This window comes from Rhodococcus sp. FW305-130, from assembly GCF_058788335.1.
The window spans coordinates 13,152-30,136 of sequence record NZ_JBYTAP010000002.1; the positions used below are offsets into that span (position 1 = coordinate 13,152).

Consider the following 16,985-nt stretch of genomic DNA (forward strand, 5'->3'; position numbering starts at 1 on the left):
AAAACAATGACTGATACCAAGATCAAGGGAATCCTGGGCACCAAGCTCGGCATGACCCAGGTCTTCGACGAGAACAACCGGGTTGTCCCGGTCACCGTCGTGAAGGCTGGGCCGAACGTCGTAACCCAGATCCGTACCGAAGAGCGTGACGGCTACAGCGCCGTTCAGCTCGCGTTCGGCGCCATCGACCCGCGCAAGGTGAACAAGCCGACTTCCGGCCAGTTCACCAAGGCTGGTGTGACCCCGCGTCGCCACGTAGTGGAGCTCCGCGTTGCGGACACCTCCGACTACGAGGTCGGCCAGGAGCTCACCGCCGAGGTCTTCGAGGACGGCGCATACGTCGACGTCACCGGAACCAGCAAGGGCAAGGGCTTCGCCGGAACCATGAAGCGTCACGGCTTCAAGGGACAGGGCGCGTCGCACGGTACCCAGGCTGTTCACCGCCGCCCGGGCTCCATCGGTGGCTGTGCAACTCCCGGCCGCGTGTTCAAGGGCATGCGCATGTCCGGACGCATGGGTAGCGACCGCATCACGACGCAGAACCTCTCGGTCCACAAGGTGGATGCCGAGAACGGCCTGCTGCTGATCAAGGGTGCGATCCCCGGCCGCAAGGGCGGCCTCGTGATCGTCAAGAGTGCAGTGAAGGGTGGTGCACGGGCATGACCAGCACCGAGACCAAGTTGACCCTGGACGTCAAGGTCGCCGGCGGCAAGACCAACGGCACCGTCGATCTCCCCGCTGAGATCTTCGACGCTCCGGCCAACATCGCGCTTCTCCATCAGGTTGTCGTCGCGCAGCTCGCAGCTGCTCGTCAGGGAACCCACTCCACCAAGACCCGCGGCGACGTCCGCGGCGGTGGCAAGAAGCCGTACCGCCAGAAGGGCACCGGCCGCGCACGCCAGGGCTCGACTCGCGCACCGCAGTTCGTCGGCGGCGGAACCGTTCACGGCCCGCAGCCGCGTGACTACAGTCAGCGCACCCCCAAGAAGATGAAGGCAGCCGCTCTTCGCGGAGCCCTCTCTGACCGCGCACGCAACGAGCGCATCCACGTCATCACCGAACTGGTTGCAGGGCAGACGCCTTCGACCAAGGGCGCAATCGCGTTCCTCGGCGAGATTTCGGATCGCAAGAAGCTGCTGCTCGTCGTGGGTCGCCAGGATGTAGCCGCTTGGAAGAGCGTGCAGAACCTGGAAGGCGTGCATCCCATTGCACCCGACCAGCTCAACACCTACGACGTGCTCAATGCAGACGATGTCGTGTTCAGCGTCGAGGCACTCAACGCGTTCATCCACGGGCCCGCAGAGAGCGCTCAGAACAAGGAGGACGCCAAGTGAGCACCATCGCTGACCCCCGCGACATCCTGCTCGCTCCGGTCATCTCCGAGAAGTCCTACGGACTGATCGAGGAAGGCACCTACACCTTCCTGGTGCACCCGGACTCGAACAAGACGCAGATCAAGATTGCCGTCGAGAAGGTCTTCGGCGTCAAGGTGACCAGCGTCAACACCGCCAACCGTCAGGGCAAGCGTAAGCGGACCCGATTCGGTTACGGCAAGCGCAAGGACACCAAGCGCGCGCTCGTGACCCTGTCCGCTGACAGCAAGCCCATCGAGATCTTCGGAGGACCGGTCGCGTAAGCGCCGGGACTTGACGAGACATAGAGGACGAGAAGACTCATGGCAATCCGTAAGTACAAGCCGACAACACCGGGCCGTCGTGGCTCGAGCGTCTCGGACTTCGCCGAGATCACTCGGTCAACCCCCGAGAAGTCGCTGGTTCGCCCGCTGCACGGTCGCGGTGGACGTAACGCACACGGTCGTATCACCACCCGTCACAAGGGTGGCGGACACAAGCGTGCATACCGACTGATCGATTTCCGTCGCAACGACAAGGACGGCATCCCGGCAAAGGTCGCTCACATCGAGTACGACCCCAACCGCACAGCAAACATCGCACTCCTGCATTACGCAGACGGTGAGAAGCGCTACATCATCGCCCCCAAGGGCCTGGTGCAGGGTTCACCGGTCGAGTCCGGTGCAGGCGCCGACATCAAGCCGGGCAACAACCTGCCGCTGCGCAACATCCCGACTGGTACCACCATCCACGGTGTGGAACTGCGTCCCGGCGGCGGAGCCAAGATGGCTCGTTCCGCAGGCGCCAGCATCCAGCTCCTCGGTAAGGAAGGCAGCTACGCCACGCTGCGTATGCCTTCCGGTGAAATCCGTCGCGTCGACGTGCGCTGCCGCGCATCAGTCGGCGAGGTCGGCAACGCCGAGCAGTCGAACATCAACTGGGGCAAGGCCGGCCGTATGCGTTGGAAGGGCAAGCGCCCGACCGTTCGTGGTGTCGTGATGAACCCGGTCGACCACCCGCACGGTGGCGGCGAGGGCAAGACCTCAGGTGGACGCCACCCGGTCAGCCCGTGGGGTAAGCCTGAAGGCCGTACCCGCAAGAACAAGGCAAGCGACAAGATGATCGTCCGTCGCCGCCGCACCGGCAAGAACAAGCGCTAGGAGGGAGTGAAGGATGCCACGCAGCCTTAAGAAGGGCCCGTTCGTCGATGACCACCTCCTCGCGAAGGTGGATGTACAGAACGAAAAGGGAACCAAGCAGGTCATCAAGACCTGGTCCCGTCGTTCGACAATCATCCCGGACTTCATCGGCCACACGTTTGCAGTTCACGACGGCCGCAAGCACGTCCCCGTGTTCGTTTCCGACTCCATGGTCGGACACAAGCTCGGAGAGTTTGCACCGACCCGCACGTTCAAGGGTCACATCAAGGATGATCGGAAGGCGAAGAGGCGATGAGCAACACCGAAACCGCCAACCCGACTGCCAAGGCTGTAGCGAAGCACGTTCGCGTTACGCCGATGAAGGCACGTCGAGTTGTGGACCTGGTCCGCGGGCGCTCGGTTGAAGACGCCCTGAACATCCTGAAGTTCGCGCCGCAGGCAGCGAGCGAGCCGGTCGCCAAGGTGATCGCCTCCGCAGCAGCCAACGCCGAGAACAACCTCGACCTCGACCCCAGCACGCTTGTCGTTGCTACGGCGTTCGTGGACGAGGGCGCGACCCTCAAGCGGTTCCAGCCGCGTGCACAGGGACGTGCGTTCCGTATTCGCAAGCGCACCAGTCACATCACCGTGATCGTGGAGAGCCTGCCGAAGACCGGAACATCGACCCGTAATCGCCGGAAGGGAAGTGCTCAGTAGTGGGCCAGAAAATCAACCCGCACGGCTTCCGTCTCGGCATCACCACCGACTGGAAGTCTCGCTGGTACGCAGACAAGCAGTACGCGGAGTACGTCAAGGAAGACGTCGCGATCCGTAAGCTCCTCGCCACCGGCATGGAGCGCGCAGGAATCGCGAAGGTCGAAATCGAGCGCACCCGTGACCGTGTTCGCGTGGACATCCACACTGCACGTCCGGGCATCGTCATCGGCCGCCGCGGCGCCGAAGCCGATCGCATCCGCTCCGAGCTCGAGAAGCTGACCGGCAAGCAGGTTCAGCTGAACATCCTCGAGGTCAAGAACGCAGAAGCTGAAGCACAGCTCGTCGCACAGGGTGTGGCCGAGCAGCTCTCGAACCGCGTTGCCTTCCGTCGTGCAATGCGCAAGGCCATCCAGTCGGCCATGCGTCAGCCCAACGTCAAGGGAATCCGCGTTCAGTGCTCCGGTCGTCTCGGCGGCGCCGAGATGTCCCGGTCGGAGTTCTACCGCGAAGGCCGTGTGCCGCTGCACACGCTTCGTGCGGACATCGACTACGGCCTTTACGAGGCCAAGACCACCTTCGGTCGCATCGGCGTCAAGGTCTGGATCTACAAGGGCGACATCGTCGGTGGCAAGCGTGAGCTCGCCGCCAACACGGCCGCACCGGCCGGGGATCGCCCGCGTCGTGAGCGTCCGAGCCGTCCGCGTCGTTCCGGTGCCACCGGTACCACTGCGACCAGCACCGAGGCCGGCCGCGCAGCGACCGCAACCGCCGATGCTCCCGCAACTGAACAGAATCAGGAGGGCTGACGCATGTTGATCCCACGGCGGGTCAAGCACCGCAAGCAGCACCACCCGAGCCGTTCGGGTGCCGCCAAGGGCGGTACCCAGGTGACCTTCGGTGACTACGGCATCCAGGCTCTCGAGCCTGCCTACATCACCAACCGGCAGATCGAGTCCGCTCGTATCGCCATGACTCGGCACATCAAGCGTGGCGGCAAGATCTGGATCAACATCTTCCCGGATCGCCCCCTCACGAAGAAGCCGGCCGAAACCCGAATGGGTTCCGGTAAGGGTTCGCCCGAGTGGTGGATTGCCAACGTCAAGCCCGGACGCGTTCTGTTCGAGATGACATACCCCAACGAGGAGATTGCTCGTGAGGCCCTGCGCCGCGCGATGCACAAGCTCCCGTGCAAGTGCCGGATCGTGACCAGAGAGGAGCAGTTCTGATGGCTACTGGAACCCCAGCAGCAGAGCTCCGCGAGCTCAGTGAAGACGAGCTGGTCACCCGGCTCCGTGAGTCGAAGGAAGAGCTTTTCAACCTTCGTTTCCAGATGGCTACCGGCCAGATGGACAACAACCGACGACTGCGCACCGTTCGTCACGAGATCGCGCGCATCTACACCGTCCTGCGTGAGCGTGAGCTCGGACTCGCTGTGGGTCCGGATGCAGGTGACGCGGCATGAGTGAGGAAAAAGCAGTGAGCACAGAAGAGCGCGCGAGCCGTAAGGTCCGTGTCGGATACGTCGTGTCCGACAAGATGGAAAAGACGATCGTGGTCGAGCTCGAAGACCGCGTCAAGCACAAGCTCTACGGCAAGATCATCCGCCGTACGACCAAGGTGAAGGCGCACGACGAGAACGGCGTTGCCGGCGTCGGCGACCGCGTTCAGCTGATGGAAACCCGTCCGCTGTCCGCGACGAAGCACTGGCGTCTGGTCGAGGTCCTCGAAAAGGCCAAGTAAGCCTGATCGAATCCTCGAGCTGATCGAGTATCACCGAATGGCCCGCTTCCCCTTGGGGGAGTGGGCCATTCGGCTTTCCAGGGGCTTTCCGGGGGCTTTCTGGGCTTTCCGGGCGAAGGGTTCGAGTTGCGTCGAGTACGGCTGATTTGGTATTCGGTGAACCCTTCCCTACAATAGAACGGTTGCCTGTGGCAGAGGTGTGTCTTCACGTGCGCAGCTCGAACGGTGCTTGCAGTGATCGTCTCCCGACGTCAGTCGGTGGGACTGCAGCTCAGACACGACGCAGGTGGCAACAATGACCGCGCGCACCGGGTCGGTAATCCGTTGCGCACGAAATTCCAGGTCTAGGGAGATCAAGTGATTCAGCAGGAGTCGCGAGTTCGCGTCGCTGATAACACGGGTGCCAAGGAAATCCTTTGCATCCGCGTTCTCGGCGGTTCGTCACGTCGCTACGCCGGGATCGGTGACGTCATCGTCGCCACCGTCAAGGACGCAATCCCCGGTGGAAACATCAAGAAGGGTGAGGTCGTCAAGGCCGTCATCGTTCGCACGACCAAGGAGCGCCGTCGTCCGGACGGTTCCTACATCAAGTTCGACGAGAACGCTGCAGTGCTCATCAAGGCTGACAGTGATCCCCGTGGAACCCGCATCTTCGGACCCGTCGGCCGTGAGCTGCGCGAGAAGAAGTTCATGAAGATCGTTTCGCTTGCCCCGGAGGTGCTGTGATGAAGGTGCACAAGGGTGACACCGTTCTGGTCATCGCCGGCAAGGACAAGGGCGCGAAGGGCAAGGTCATTCAGGCCTACCCCGCGACCGACAAGGTCCTCGTCGAAGGCGTGAACCGAATCAAGAAGCACACCGCGGTTTCCGCGAACGAGCGCGGAGCATCCTCCGGCGGCATCGTCACGCAGGAAGCCCCGATCCACGTTTCCAACGTTGCAGTCGTCGACTCGGACGGAAACCCCACCCGCGTGGGCTACCGCACCGACGAAGAGTCCGGCAAGCGCGTTCGGATTTCCCGGAAGAACGGGAAGGACATCTGACATGACCTCCACCGAAAACAAGGTCCAGCCGCGCCTCAAGGCACGCTACCGCGCTGAGATCAAGGACGCGCTCAACAGCGAGTTCGACTACTCGAACGTCATGCAGATCCCCGGCGTCGTCAAGGTTGTCGTCAACATGGGCGTCGGCGACGCTGCCCGTGACGCCAAGCTGATCAACGGCGCAGTCCATGACCTGTCGCTGATCACGGGCCAGAAGCCCGAGATCCGCAAGGCACGTAAGTCCATCGCGCAGTTCAAGCTCCGCGAAGGTATGCCCATCGGCGCACGCGTCACCCTCCGTGGCGACCGTATGTGGGAGTTCCTGGACCGCCTCGTGTCTGTCGCTCTGCCCCGTATCCGCGACTTCCGCGGTCTCTCGGGCAACCAGTTCGACGGCAACGGCAACTACACGTTCGGCCTCAACGAGCAGTCGATGTTCCACGAGATCGACGTGGACAAGATCGATCGCCCCCGCGGTATGGACATCACCGTCGTGACCACCGCAACCAACAACGAAGAAGGCCGTGCACTGCTCAAGCACCTCGGCTTCCCGTTCAAGGAGAACTGAGCGCATGGCTAAGAAGGCATTGGTCAACAAGGCCAACAAGAAGCCCAAGTTCGCGGTTCGCGCCTACACCCGCTGCCAGCGGTGCGGTCGCCCGCACTCGGTGTTCCGCAAGTTCGGCTTGTGCCGTATCTGCGTTCGCGAGATGGCTCACGCCGGCGAGCTTCCCGGAGTTCGCAAGAGCTCTTGGTGATCTGAGGCCCTCGGGCTTCGTCACACCACGCATGTGAATGGACGTGGGTTCCTTTGGAACCCACGTCCATTCGTGGTTTCCATCGAGTTGTGTATCGCGCCGATCCTGAAAAGAACTGTCCCGCTGCGACTCTGGTTGAAAGCAGTCATCGTTCGTCGATGTCGTTCTTCGGTCCCGAACGAACAGTTCAGATTTCGGGGTGCGTCGATACCTTCCCGATCGGCGACCTTCGGGTGGCGGTGGGGGAGCTGACGTGGCATCCCGGTGGACACCTGCGCCAAAGTTCCCTACACTAGAGCGGTTGCCGTGGCTGACGCATGCGTTCAGCTCGGTGCGGTAACTTACGCCGTCTGACACAAGTCGGACGGCCCAGCCGAATTGCTGGAGGCCCACGATCGGATTCGTCCGGTGTTGCATGGGAACCACAGCGAGAAAGGTGTCGAGGTCGACCTATGACCATGACTGACCCCATCGCAGACTTCTTGACGCGTCTGCGCAACGCCAACACGGCGTACCACGATGAGGTGAAGCTTCCCCACTCGAAGATCAAGGCGAACATCGCCGAGATCCTCAAGCGCGAGGGCTACATCTCCGATTTCCGTACCGAAGACGCAGAGGTCGGCAAGACCCTCATCGTCGATCTGAAGTACGGTCCCAGCCGCGAGCGTAGCCTCGCCGGCGTGCGTCGCGTTTCCAAGCCCGGTCTCCGGGTTTACGCGAAGTCCACCAACCTGCCCAAGGTCCTCGGAGGCCTCGGCGTGGCCATCATCTCCACGTCGTCCGGTCTGCTCACCGATCGCCAGGCGGCCAATCAAGGAGTAGGCGGGGAAGTCCTCGCCTACGTCTGGTAAGGGAGGCCACCACAATGTCGCGTATTGGAAAGATTCCGGTCACCGTCCCCGCGGGCGTTGACGTCACGATCAGCGGCCAGGATGTCACCGTCAAGGGTCCCAAGGGCACCCTCGCGCTGACCATCTCCGAGCCCATCGCAATCGAAAAGGCAGAGGACGGCTCGCTGAGCGTCACGCGCCCCGACGACGAGCGTCGTAGCCGCGCGCTGCACGGTCTGTCGCGGACCCTGGTTGCGAACATCATCACCGGTGTCACCGAGGGTTACACGAAGAAGATGGAGATCCACGGTGTTGGTTACCGTGTGGCACTGAAGGGCAAGGACCTCGAGTTCGCGCTCGGCTTCAGCCACCCGGTGCCGATCGAGGCTCCTGAAGGCATCACCTTCGTCGTCGAGTCGCCCACCCGGTTCTCGGTGTCCGGCATCGACAAGCAGAAGGTCGGGCAGATCTCGGCCAACATCCGTCGTCTCCGTCGTCCGGACCCGTACAAGGGTAAGGGCGTGCGTTACGAGGGTGAGCAGATCCGCCGCAAGGTCGGAAAGACGGGTAAGTGATATGAGCCAGACTGCAAACCAGAAAGCCAAGCGGATTCCGCTGGGCAAGGATGCGTCCACCAAGCGTCGTCTCTCGAAGACGCGTCGTCACTTCCGTCTCCGCAAGAAGGTCTCCGGCACGCCCGAGCGTCCCCGCTTGGTCGTCAACCGGTCCTCGCGCCACATCCACGTCCAGCTCGTGGACGACCTGGCCGGCCACACCCTGGCCTCCGCGTCGACCATCGAAGCAGACGTGCGCGTGGCAGAAGGCGACAAGAAGGCTGCGAGCGCGAAGGTCGGTCAGCTGATCGCCGAGCGCGCCAAGGCTGCCGGCGTGGAAGCAGTTGTCTTCGACCACGGCGGACACGGCTACCACGGTCGCATCGCGGCCCTGGCAGACGCGGCTCGCGAAGGCGGGTTGAAGTTCTGATGACCAACATTTTCAACGGAAGGACAGCCTGATGCCGGGACGTCAAAGGCGTGACGGCGGAAGCGGACCCGCCGGACAGAATGGCCCCAACAGCGGTGACAACAGCAACGCTCGTGGGGACAACCGTGGTGGCGGCCGTGACCGTCGCGACGGTGGCCGTGGCGGAAACGCTGCGGAGAAGTCACAGTTCATCGAGCGCGTTGTCACGATCAACCGCGTTTCCAAGGTCGTCAAGGGTGGTCGTCGCTTCAGCTTCACCGCTCTGGTGATCGTCGGAGACGGCAACGGACTGGTCGGCGTCGGCTACGGAAAGGCCAAGGAAGTTCCCGCGGCCATCCAGAAGGGTGTCGAGGAGGCTCGCAAGAGCTTCTTCCGCGTCCCGATGATCGCCAACACCATCACTCACCCCGTTCAGGGTGAGGCTGCTGCCGGCATCGTCATGCTTCGCCCGGCAAGCCCCGGTACCGGTGTTATCGCCGGTGGCGCTGTGCGCGCCGTGCTGGAGTGCGCTGGTATCGCGGACATCCTGTCGAAGTCGCTCGGTAGCGACAACGCCATCAACGTCGTGCATGCGACCGTTGCTGCGCTCAAGGGTCTGCAGCGTCCCGAGGAAGTTGCGGCTCGCCGCGGCCTCACCCTCGAAGAGGTTGCACCCGCCGGCATGCTTCGCGCTCGCGCACAGGCTGCTGGGAGTGTGAAGTAATGGCAGATCTCAAGGTCACTCAGATCAAGAGCATCATCGGGACCAAGCAGAACCAGAAGGATTCTCTGCGCACGCTCGGTCTCAAGGGCATCCGTCAGACCGTTGTTCGTGAGGACAACGCACAGAACCGCGGTCTGATCAACGTGGTGCGCCACCTCGTAACAGTTGAGGAGGTCTAACCATGACCATCAAACTGCACCACCTGCGCCCCGCTCCGGGATCCAAGTCCAACAAGATTCGTGTTGGACGCGGTGAGGGCGGCAAGCGTGGTAAGACCGCAGGTCGCGGTACCAAGGGCACCAAGGCACGTAACACCGTGCGCGTGGGCTTCGAGGGTGGACAGATGCCGCTTCACATGCGTCTGCCCAAGCTCAAGGGCTTCACGAACCCGTTCCGCACCGAGTACCAGGTCGTCAATGTCGGCGACATCGCCCGTCTGTTCCCCGAAGGTGGAGCAATCACGGTCGAGGATCTCGTTGCCAAGGGCGCAGTTCGCAAGAACCAGCTCGTCAAGGTTCTGGGCGACGGCGAACTGACAGTTGCCGTTCAGGTGACCGTCGACAAGTTCACCGGTTCCGCCAAGGAAAAGATTGCTGCTGCCGGTGGTTCCGCCACCGAGCTGTGAGTAATCACGCGTAGCTAGTCCGATGGCCGCAGCGCAGCGTTTGCTGCGCTGCGGCCATCGGCGTCTACCAGGTCTTGTCACAGATTGGTCGTGCATGCCTCGGATGGGCCAGTATTCTGGTCACCGAGTGGCAAATGTATCTTCGGCTTACCCGGTTTTCGTGGTCTGCCCGCTTAGTTCCCAAATGCTCACTGTTAGAGTTCAAAAGTTCGACAGGTCAAACGATCTGTCTCCCTACCGTCGTGCCAGGAGGATCTTTGCTTTCCGCCTTCGTCTCGGCCCTCAGGACCCCAGACCTGAGGCGGAAGATCCTCTTCACCCTCGGCTTGGTGGCTCTGTATCGGGTCGGCGCTCTTATTCCGTCCCCAGGTGTCGACTACGGCCGCGTGCGTCAGTGCATCGATATCGCCAACTCCGGTGACTCAGCAGGTATCTACTCGCTGATCAACCTGTTCTCTGGTGGCGCTCTGCTGCAGATGTCGATCTTTGCGATCGGCATCATGCCGTACATCACGGCAAGCATCATCGTGCAGCTGCTGACCGTGGTGATCCCGAAGTTCGAGGAACTTCGAAAAGAAGGCCAGTCCGGTCAGGCCAAGATGACGCAGTACACGCGTTACCTGTCCATCGCTCTGGCAATCTTGCAGTCGACCGGCATCGTCGCTCTTGCGGCACGCGGACAGTTGCTCCAGGGCTGTGACGACATCATCGCCGACAAGTCGATCTTCGGTCTTGCCATCATCGTGCTGGTCATGACTGCCGGTGCTGCCATGGTCATGTGGTTCGGCGAGGTCATCACCGAACGCGGCGTCGGCAACGGTATGTCGCTCCTCATCTTCGCCGGTATCGCATCGCGTATCCCGAGCGAGGGCAAGTCGATTCTCGACAGCCGCGGTCCGCTGGTCTTCGCCTTCGTCTGCCTCGCAGCGCTGTTGATCATCGCCGGTGTCGTCTTCGTCGAGCAGGGTCAGCGCCGGATCCCGGTTCAGTACGCAAAGCGGATGGTCGGACGCAAGATGTACGGCGGATCCTCGACGTACCTGCCTCTGAAGGTGAACCAGGCCGGCGTCATCCCGGTGATCTTCGCGTCTTCACTGCTGTACCTCCCGAACTTGATCGCACAGCTGACTTCGGCCAGTACAGCGGTCGACCCCAGTTGGTGGCAGCGCCTCATCAACACCTACCTGGTGAACCCGGCCAACCCGGTGTACATCGCGATCTACTTCGGCCTGATCGTCTTCTTCACGTACTTCTACGTCGCCATCACCTTCAATCCCGAAGAGCGCGCCGACGAGATGAAGAAGTTCGGCGGCTTCATCCCCGGTATCCGACCAGGTCAGCCGACCGCGGACTACCTCAACTACGTGCTGAGTCGCATCACCCTTCCGGGTGCGATTTACCTCGGCACCATTGCTGTTCTGCCCAACCTGTTCCTCGACATCGGGAATGGCGGCGGCGCGCAGAACCTGCCGTTCGGTGGCACCGCGGTGCTGATCATGGTCAGCGTCGGCCTGGACACCGTGAAGCAGATCGAGAGTCAGCTAATGCAGCGTAACTATGAAGGGTTCCTCAAGTGAGACTTGTCCTCCTTGGTCCTCCCGGTGCCGGCAAGGGCACCCAGGCCGCTATCTTGTCCGAGAAGTTCGGCGTTCCCCATATCTCCACGGGTGATCTCTTCCGCGCGAACATCGGTCAGGCCACCGCTCTCGGTGTGGAAGCAAAGAAGTACATCGACGCCGGCGAACTCGTACCGAGTTCGATCACCAACGACATGGTGAAGGCTCGCGTCGCAGAACCGGACGCAGCAAACGGTTTCCTTCTCGACGGATTTCCGCGCTCGGTCGAACAGGCTCAGGCACTCGAGGGAATCTTGAAGGATCTCGACACCAAGCTCGACGGTGTCCTCTCTTTTGTCGTCGACGAGGACATCGTGGTCGAGCGCATGCTCGCCCGCGGTCGCGCAGACGACACCGAGGACGTCATTCGCAACCGACTCCGGGTCTACCGCGACGAGACGTCACCGCTGTTCGATTACTACAAGGACAGCATCGTCTCCGTCGACGCGATCGGCGAGGTCGAAGAGGTCAACGCACGCGCACTGGCAGCGTTGGGTAAGTAATGGTCTTCGGGCGTAAACGCAAGGTTGTTCCGTTCCGCTCCGCGGGCGAACTCGACGCGATGGCTGCCGCCGGTGCGATCGTGGGTTCGGCGCTGGTGGCGGTGCGTGCTGCGGCAAAGCCCGGTGTCAGCACTTTGGAATTGAACGCGGTCGCAGAATCGGTCATTCGTGACGCCGGCGCCGTGCCCTCGTTCCTCGGGTACCACGGCTTCACCGGTTCGATCTGCTCTTCGGTCAACGATCGCGTCGTTCACGGGATCCCTTCAGCTCAGGACATCCTGGCTGAAGGCGACCTCGTTTCCATCGACTGTGGCGCGATCCTCGACGGTTGGCACGGTGACTCTGCCTGGACGTTCGGTGTCGGTGAGATCAGCGTCGCCGATCAGGAACTCAGCGAAGCCACTCGGCTTTCGATGGAAGCCGGGATCGCGGCGATGATCGCCGGTAACCGTCTGACGGATGTTTCGCACGCGATCGAGGTCGGTACTCATGCCGCCGAGAAGTTGCACGGTCGTTCCTACGGCATCGTCGACGGATACGGTGGACACGGAATCGGTCGGGAAATGCACATGGATCCGTTCCTCGCCAATGAAGGTGCCCCGGGTAAGGGTCCTGAACTGGTTGTCGGATCGTGCCTCGCGATCGAGCCGATGCTCACGCTCGGCACCACCGACACGGTGATTCTCGACGACGACTGGACTGTTGTGACGACCGACGGGTCCCGTGCGGCGCACTGGGAACACACTGTCGCTGTGACCGAGGACGGTCCGCGGATTCTGACACTCCGGCCGGAGTAGTTGACGCCGTTGCTGACAAGTGTTGGCAGCGAGCATGATTCACGTTCGAGAAGTCCCAGCCTCATGTCGAGGCTGGGACTTTTTCGATGGGGGAGCGGTGTGCGTCGTCACCCTGACCGGAGGCGCATTTGGCCTGGTCGTTTACATCGCGTAACATGGCTAGGCGGTGCGCTATGCGCGTCGATAGTTCGTGTGCCTACGCCCGGATCGCTCCGGGATCGGGCCCCCGAAGTGCCGACGATCTTTCCATCGCGTGCCAATGTAACGGAAGCCGATGCACGAAGCATGCCAAACCAAACGGATCGCGGAGGATATGGCTAAGAAAGACGGGGCCATCGAGGTCGAAGGACGAGTAGTCGAGCCGCTGCCCAATGCGATGTTCCGCATTGAGCTCGAGAATGGCCACAAGGTCCTCGCCCACATCAGCGGAAAGATGCGTCAGCACTACATTCGCATCCTCCCGGAAGATCGCGTTGTCGTGGAGCTCTCGCCCTACGATTTGTCGCGCGGACGCATCGTTTACCGCTACAAGTAACGAACTTCCCGGACCTGACCTGGGTCAGGGAGAAGTATGTCTGCCGCGGTTCATCGCGGCGGGCTGCGACAAAACAGGAGATCAGAAGACGTGAAGGTTCAGCCGAGCGTCAAGAAGATCTGCGAGAAGTGCAAAGTGATTCGCCGTAACGGTCGAGTCATGGTGATCTGCGAGAACCTGCGTCACAAGCAGCGTCAGGGCTAGATCTAGCTTTTCGAAGATCTGCTTGGCAACAAGCAAAGAAGACCTCCCAGTACCAGCCATTGTTGACGAGACCCCACGCGATCGTTCACCGATCGCCAAGGTCGGACAATGGTTCACCCCCGGCACGGAGGCCGGGGCCCCACTGAGTTAGTTGATGAGATCATCTGCGCCTTCGGGCGTCGGTACTCGGCAAGAGGCACAGGGGAAGGGCTGGGAGCAGACCTCCGCACACCGATAAGGAAATGCCACCATGGCACGTCTCTCTGGTGTTGATCTTCCTCGCGAAAAGCGCATGGAGATCGCACTGACATACATCTACGGCATCGGCCGTACCCGCTCCAAGGAAATCCTTGACGCCACCGGCGTCAGCCCGGATCTCCGGAGCAAGGACCTCTCGGACGAGGACCTGGCAAAGCTCCGCGAGTACATCGAGGAGTCGCTCAAGGTCGAGGGTGACCTTCGCCGCGAGGTTCAGGCCGACATCCGTCGCAAGATCGAGATCGGCTGCTACCAGGGCCTGCGCCACCGTCGTGGTCTGCCCGTGCGTGGTCAGCGCACCAAGACCAACGCCCGTACCCGTAAGGGTCCGAAGCGCACCATTGCCGGCAAGAAGAAGGCGAAGTAATGCCCCCGAAGTCACGTAGCACCGGTCCGAAGAAGACCCAGAAGACGCGTCGCAGGGATAAGAAGAACATCCCGCACGGCGCCGCTCACATCAAGAGCACCTTCAACAACACCATCGTGTCCATCACGGACCCCGCCGGAAATGTCATTTCCTGGGCGTCTTCGGGACACGTCGGCTTCAAGGGTTCGCGTAAGTCGACTCCCTTCGCCGCTCAGCTTGCTGCTGAGAGCGCTGCCCGTAAGGCGCAGGAGCACGGTGTCAAGAAGGTTGACGTCTTCGTCAAGGGACCGGGATCCGGTCGCGAGACCGCAATCCGTTCCCTCCAGGCTGCTGGCCTCGAGGTCGGCACCATTTCCGATGTAACCCCCCAGCCGCACAACGGCTGCCGTCCGCCCAAGCGGCGTCGGGTATAGCGGGAAGGATAGGTAGAAGAAAATGGCACGTTATACCGGACCCATCACCCGCAAGTCGCGTCGTCTGCGCGTCGACCTCGTTGGAGGCGACCAGGCATTCGAGCGTCGCCCGTACCCGCCCGGACAGCACGGCCGCGCGCGTATCAAGGAGAGCGAGTACCTGCTCCAGCTGCAGGAGAAGCAGAAGGCTCGCTTCACCTACGGCGTCATGGAGAAGCAGTTCCGCCTGTACTACAAGGAGGCGAACAACCGCCCCGGCAAGACCGGCGAGAACCTGCTTCGCATCCTCGAGTCGCGTCTCGACAACGTCGTGTACCGCGCAGGCCTCGCTCGCACGCGCCGTCAGGCACGTCAGCTGGTCACGCACGGTCACCTTCTCGTGAACAACAAGAAGGTCGACATCCCGAGCTACCGCGTCTCGCAGTACGACATCATCGATGTCAAGGAGAAGTCGCTCTCCACGCTTCCGTTCCAGGTTGCGCGTGAGACCGTCGGCGATCGCCCGGTTCCCGGGTGGCTGCAGGTTGTCGGCTCGCGTCTGCGGATCCTGGTTCACCAGCTTCCCGAGCGCGCGCAGATCGACATCGCTCTGCAGGAACAGCTCATCGTCGAGTACTACTCGAAGTAAGGCGCTTCGCACCCCGTGAGTGGTTGAGGAGTCTCCGGACTCCTCAACCACTCACAGGGCCGCAGGCCCTTTCCCATCGTGGGCGTCAAATAGTGGACGTCCGTACAGGAGGAAATACCAATGCTCATTTCTCAGCGACCCACGCTGACCGAAGAGGTCATCGCTGATAACCGCTCGAAGTTCGTCATCGAGCCCCTGGAGCCAGGTTTCGGGTACACGCTCGGCAATTCGCTGCGCCGCACGCTGCTCTCGTCGATCCCCGGCGCTGCTGTCACCAGCATCCGTATCGACGGCGTTCTCCACGAGTTCACCACCGTCCCGGGAGTGAAGGAAGATGTCACCGACATCATCCTGAACCTCAAGGGCCTCGTCGTGAACTCCGAAGAGGACGAGCCGGTCACCATGTACGTCCGCAAGCAGGGCCCCGGCGCTGTTACTGCAGGCGACATCGTGCCCCCGGCAGGCGTCACCGTGAACAACCCTGATCTGCACATCGCCACCCTGAACGACAAGGGAAAGCTGGAGATCGAGCTCGTTGTCGAGCGCGGTCGTGGCTACGTCCCCGCCGTCCAGAACAAGGCGTCCGGCGCAGAGATCGGCCGTATCCCGGTCGACTCGATCTATTCGCCGGTGCTCAAGGTCACCTACAAGGTGGAGGCCACTCGCGTCGAACAGCGCACCGACTTCGATCGGCTCGTTCTCGACGTGGAAACGAAGAACTCCATCACCGCACGGGACGCGCTCGCTTCGGCGGGCAAGACCCTGGTTGAGCTCTTCGGCCTGGCCCGTGAGCTGAACGTCGAAGCAGAAGGAATCGAGATCGGACCCTCGCCCGCCGAGGCCGATCACATCGCTTCCTTCGGACTCCCCATCGAGGATCTGGACCTCACGGTCCGCTCCTACAACTGCCTCAAGCGCGAAGGTGTTCACACCGTCGGTGAGCTTGTCGGCCGTACCGAGTCCGATCTGCTCGACATCCGCAACTTCGGACAGAAGTCCATCGACGAGGTCAAGGTCAAGCTGCATTCGCTCGGCCTGTCCCTCAAGGACAGCCCCGCATCCTTCGATCCCACCACCGTTGCCGGCTACGACGCCGCCACCGGAACGTGGAGTGACACTGATGCCGGTTCCTTCGGCGATGCCGAAGGTACCGAGGACTACGCCGAGACCGAACAGCTGTAGCAGCTCAGGTCCTTTACTAGGAGATCATCATGCCCAAGCCCAAGAAGGGTGCCCGCTTCGGCGGGTCGGCTTCCCACCAGAAGGCGATTTTCGCCAATCTGGCTACCGCGCTCTTCGAGCACGGTCGCATCACCACCACCGAGTCCAAGGCCAAGGCACTGCGCCCCTACGCCGAGAAGCTCGTCACGCACGCGAAGGCCGGCACGCTGGCTCACCGTCGTGAGGTGCTGAAGGTCATCCGCAACAAGGATGTCGTTCACACCCTGTTCGCCGAGATCGGCCCGTTCTACGCGGACCGTAACGGTGGATACACCCGCATCATCAAGACGATCCCCCGCAAGGGCGACAACGCTCCGATGGCAATCATCGAGCTCGTCAAGGAAAAGACCGTCACCTCCGAGGCTGACCGCGCTCGTCGCGTCAAGTCCTCGCAGGAAGCTCCCGCCGCAGAGAACGTCGTCGAGGCCGTAGAGGCCGACGCGACCGAGGCTGAGGTCGAGAACGCTGACGCAGTCGTCGAGGCCATCGAGGACGAGACCGCAACTGCGGCCGACGCTCCCGAGGCCGAAGAGGCCAAGAAGGACTAGTCTC

30 protein-coding genes are annotated in these 16,985 nt (G+C 62.0%); all 30 read left to right on the plus strand.

The features are described 5' to 3' along the window. Positions 1 to 6 precede the first annotated feature (6 nt). The 30 genes from rplC (at position 7) to rplQ (ending at position 16,981) form a co-directional block, all read left to right on the plus strand. Positions 7 to 663 (plus strand): 50S ribosomal protein L3, encoded by a 657-nt coding sequence (gene rplC, locus AC3WQS_RS06100; RefSeq protein WP_003940826.1) that lies wholly within the window; start codon positions 7 to 9, stop codon positions 661 to 663. Beyond that, positions 660 to 1,334 carry a 50S ribosomal protein L4 gene (rplD, locus tag AC3WQS_RS06105; protein ID WP_003940723.1) on the plus strand — a complete coding sequence of 225 codons (675 nt, stop codon included), beginning with the start codon at positions 660 to 662 and terminating at the stop codon, positions 1,332 to 1,334. The genes rplC and rplD overlap by 4 nt, the downstream gene beginning before the upstream one ends. Continuing rightward, complete coding sequence (gene rplW / locus AC3WQS_RS06110) at positions 1,331 to 1,636, plus strand: 50S ribosomal protein L23 (RefSeq protein WP_003940990.1); 306 nt, start codon at positions 1,331 to 1,333, stop codon at positions 1,634 to 1,636. Before rplD ends, rplW begins: the two co-directional genes overlap by 4 nt. A 39-nt stretch (positions 1,637 to 1,675) precedes the next feature. Then, positions 1,676 to 2,512 (plus strand): 50S ribosomal protein L2, encoded by an 837-nt coding sequence (rplB, locus tag AC3WQS_RS06115; RefSeq protein WP_003940895.1) that lies wholly within the window; start codon positions 1,676 to 1,678, stop codon positions 2,510 to 2,512. Between the two features lie 13 nt (positions 2,513 to 2,525). Beyond that, on the plus strand, positions 2,526 to 2,807 hold the full coding sequence (gene rpsS / locus AC3WQS_RS06120) for a 30S ribosomal protein S19 (RefSeq protein WP_003940820.1): 282 nt from the start codon (positions 2,526 to 2,528) through the stop codon (positions 2,805 to 2,807). After that, positions 2,804 to 3,208: a 50S ribosomal protein L22 gene (rplV, locus tag AC3WQS_RS06125; RefSeq protein ID WP_003940717.1), complete on the plus strand. Its 405-nt coding sequence runs from the start codon at positions 2,804 to 2,806 to the stop codon at positions 3,206 to 3,208. The genes rpsS and rplV overlap by 4 nt, the downstream gene beginning before the upstream one ends. Then, positions 3,208 to 4,014 (plus strand): 30S ribosomal protein S3, encoded by an 807-nt coding sequence (gene rpsC / locus AC3WQS_RS06130; protein ID WP_003941003.1) that lies wholly within the window; start codon positions 3,208 to 3,210, stop codon positions 4,012 to 4,014. Before rplV ends, rpsC begins: the two co-directional genes overlap by 1 nt. Before the next feature lie 3 nt (positions 4,015 to 4,017). Beyond that, positions 4,018 to 4,434: a 50S ribosomal protein L16 gene (gene rplP / locus AC3WQS_RS06135; protein ID WP_003940899.1), complete on the plus strand. Its 417-nt coding sequence runs from the start codon at positions 4,018 to 4,020 to the stop codon at positions 4,432 to 4,434. Continuing rightward, the gene (rpmC, locus tag AC3WQS_RS06140; protein ID WP_003940734.1) at positions 4,434 to 4,670 is read left to right on the plus strand and encodes a 50S ribosomal protein L29; all 237 of its coding nucleotides are present in this window, start codon (positions 4,434 to 4,436) and stop codon (positions 4,668 to 4,670) included. Before rplP ends, rpmC begins: the two co-directional genes overlap by 1 nt. Then, positions 4,667 to 4,948 (plus strand): 30S ribosomal protein S17, encoded by a 282-nt coding sequence (gene rpsQ, locus AC3WQS_RS06145; RefSeq protein ID WP_003941020.1) that lies wholly within the window; start codon positions 4,667 to 4,669, stop codon positions 4,946 to 4,948. The genes rpmC and rpsQ overlap by 4 nt, the downstream gene beginning before the upstream one ends. 357 nt (positions 4,949 to 5,305) lie before the next feature. Next, positions 5,306 to 5,674 (plus strand): 50S ribosomal protein L14, encoded by a 369-nt coding sequence (gene rplN, locus AC3WQS_RS06150; RefSeq protein WP_003940951.1) that lies wholly within the window; start codon positions 5,306 to 5,308, stop codon positions 5,672 to 5,674. Beyond that, positions 5,674 to 5,991 carry a 50S ribosomal protein L24 gene (gene rplX / locus AC3WQS_RS06155; RefSeq protein WP_003941019.1) on the plus strand — a complete coding sequence of 106 codons (318 nt, stop codon included), beginning with the start codon at positions 5,674 to 5,676 and terminating at the stop codon, positions 5,989 to 5,991. Before rplN ends, rplX begins: the two co-directional genes overlap by 1 nt. 1 nt (position 5,992) lies before the next feature. Next, positions 5,993 to 6,559, plus strand: coding sequence for a 50S ribosomal protein L5 (gene rplE, locus AC3WQS_RS06160; protein WP_003940924.1), 567 nt, complete (start codon positions 5,993 to 5,995; stop codon positions 6,557 to 6,559). A gap of 4 nt (positions 6,560 to 6,563) precedes the next feature. After that, a complete protein-coding gene (locus AC3WQS_RS06165; protein ID WP_003940698.1) occupies positions 6,564 to 6,749 on the plus strand; it encodes a type Z 30S ribosomal protein S14 in 186 nt (61 codons plus the stop codon). A gap of 452 nt (positions 6,750 to 7,201) precedes the next feature. Further along, positions 7,202 to 7,600 carry a 30S ribosomal protein S8 gene (gene rpsH / locus AC3WQS_RS06170; protein WP_003940873.1) on the plus strand — a complete coding sequence of 133 codons (399 nt, stop codon included), beginning with the start codon at positions 7,202 to 7,204 and terminating at the stop codon, positions 7,598 to 7,600. A gap of 14 nt (positions 7,601 to 7,614) precedes the next feature. Then, positions 7,615 to 8,154: a 50S ribosomal protein L6 gene (rplF, locus tag AC3WQS_RS06175; RefSeq protein ID WP_003940970.1), complete on the plus strand. Its 540-nt coding sequence runs from the start codon at positions 7,615 to 7,617 to the stop codon at positions 8,152 to 8,154. A 1-nt stretch (position 8,155) separates the two neighbouring features. Then, complete coding sequence (rplR, locus tag AC3WQS_RS06180) at positions 8,156 to 8,563, plus strand: 50S ribosomal protein L18 (RefSeq protein ID WP_003940996.1); 408 nt, start codon at positions 8,156 to 8,158, stop codon at positions 8,561 to 8,563. A gap of 31 nt (positions 8,564 to 8,594) precedes the next feature. Then, positions 8,595 to 9,266: a 30S ribosomal protein S5 gene (rpsE, locus tag AC3WQS_RS06185; protein ID WP_003940718.1), complete on the plus strand. Its 672-nt coding sequence runs from the start codon at positions 8,595 to 8,597 to the stop codon at positions 9,264 to 9,266. Continuing rightward, entirely contained in the window at positions 9,266 to 9,445 is a 180-nt protein-coding gene (gene rpmD, locus AC3WQS_RS06190) for a 50S ribosomal protein L30 (RefSeq protein ID WP_003940751.1), read from the plus strand. Before rpsE ends, rpmD begins: the two co-directional genes overlap by 1 nt. Before the next feature lie 2 nt (positions 9,446 to 9,447). Next, on the plus strand, positions 9,448 to 9,891 hold the full coding sequence (gene rplO / locus AC3WQS_RS06195) for a 50S ribosomal protein L15 (RefSeq protein WP_019747555.1): 444 nt from the start codon (positions 9,448 to 9,450) through the stop codon (positions 9,889 to 9,891). 257 nt (positions 9,892 to 10,148) lie between these two features. Next, positions 10,149 to 11,468: a preprotein translocase subunit SecY gene (gene secY, locus AC3WQS_RS06200; RefSeq protein ID WP_020906895.1), complete on the plus strand. Its 1,320-nt coding sequence runs from the start codon at positions 10,149 to 10,151 to the stop codon at positions 11,466 to 11,468. Beyond that, positions 11,465 to 12,010 (plus strand): adenylate kinase, encoded by a 546-nt coding sequence (locus AC3WQS_RS06205; protein ID WP_003940868.1) that lies wholly within the window; start codon positions 11,465 to 11,467, stop codon positions 12,008 to 12,010. Before secY ends, AC3WQS_RS06205 begins: the two co-directional genes overlap by 4 nt. Further along, positions 12,010 to 12,807, plus strand: a complete 798-nt coding sequence (gene map / locus AC3WQS_RS06210) for a type I methionyl aminopeptidase (RefSeq protein WP_003940806.1) — start codon at positions 12,010 to 12,012, stop codon at positions 12,805 to 12,807. Before AC3WQS_RS06205 ends, map begins: the two co-directional genes overlap by 1 nt. 313 nt (positions 12,808 to 13,120) lie before the next feature. After that, positions 13,121 to 13,342 carry a translation initiation factor IF-1 gene (infA, locus tag AC3WQS_RS06215; protein ID WP_003418601.1) on the plus strand — a complete coding sequence of 74 codons (222 nt, stop codon included), beginning with the start codon at positions 13,121 to 13,123 and terminating at the stop codon, positions 13,340 to 13,342. A 90-nt stretch (positions 13,343 to 13,432) separates the two neighbouring features. Then, positions 13,433 to 13,546, plus strand: coding sequence for a 50S ribosomal protein L36 (gene rpmJ / locus AC3WQS_RS06220; protein WP_003938068.1), 114 nt, complete (start codon positions 13,433 to 13,435; stop codon positions 13,544 to 13,546). A gap of 250 nt (positions 13,547 to 13,796) precedes the next feature. Then, positions 13,797 to 14,171, plus strand: a complete 375-nt coding sequence (rpsM, locus tag AC3WQS_RS06225; protein WP_003940834.1) for a 30S ribosomal protein S13 — start codon at positions 13,797 to 13,799, stop codon at positions 14,169 to 14,171. Beyond that, complete coding sequence (gene rpsK / locus AC3WQS_RS06230) at positions 14,171 to 14,584, plus strand: 30S ribosomal protein S11 (protein WP_003940683.1); 414 nt, start codon at positions 14,171 to 14,173, stop codon at positions 14,582 to 14,584. Before rpsM ends, rpsK begins: the two co-directional genes overlap by 1 nt. 22 nt (positions 14,585 to 14,606) lie before the next feature. Beyond that, on the plus strand, positions 14,607 to 15,212 hold the full coding sequence (rpsD, locus tag AC3WQS_RS06235) for a 30S ribosomal protein S4 (protein WP_003940769.1): 606 nt from the start codon (positions 14,607 to 14,609) through the stop codon (positions 15,210 to 15,212). A gap of 120 nt (positions 15,213 to 15,332) precedes the next feature. Further along, positions 15,333 to 16,394: a DNA-directed RNA polymerase subunit alpha gene (locus tag AC3WQS_RS06240; protein ID WP_003941016.1), complete on the plus strand. Its 1,062-nt coding sequence runs from the start codon at positions 15,333 to 15,335 to the stop codon at positions 16,392 to 16,394. A 29-nt stretch (positions 16,395 to 16,423) separates the two neighbouring features. Further along, positions 16,424 to 16,981 (plus strand): 50S ribosomal protein L17, encoded by a 558-nt coding sequence (rplQ, locus tag AC3WQS_RS06245; protein WP_020906897.1) that lies wholly within the window; start codon positions 16,424 to 16,426, stop codon positions 16,979 to 16,981. Positions 16,982 to 16,985: the final 4 nt, after the last annotated feature.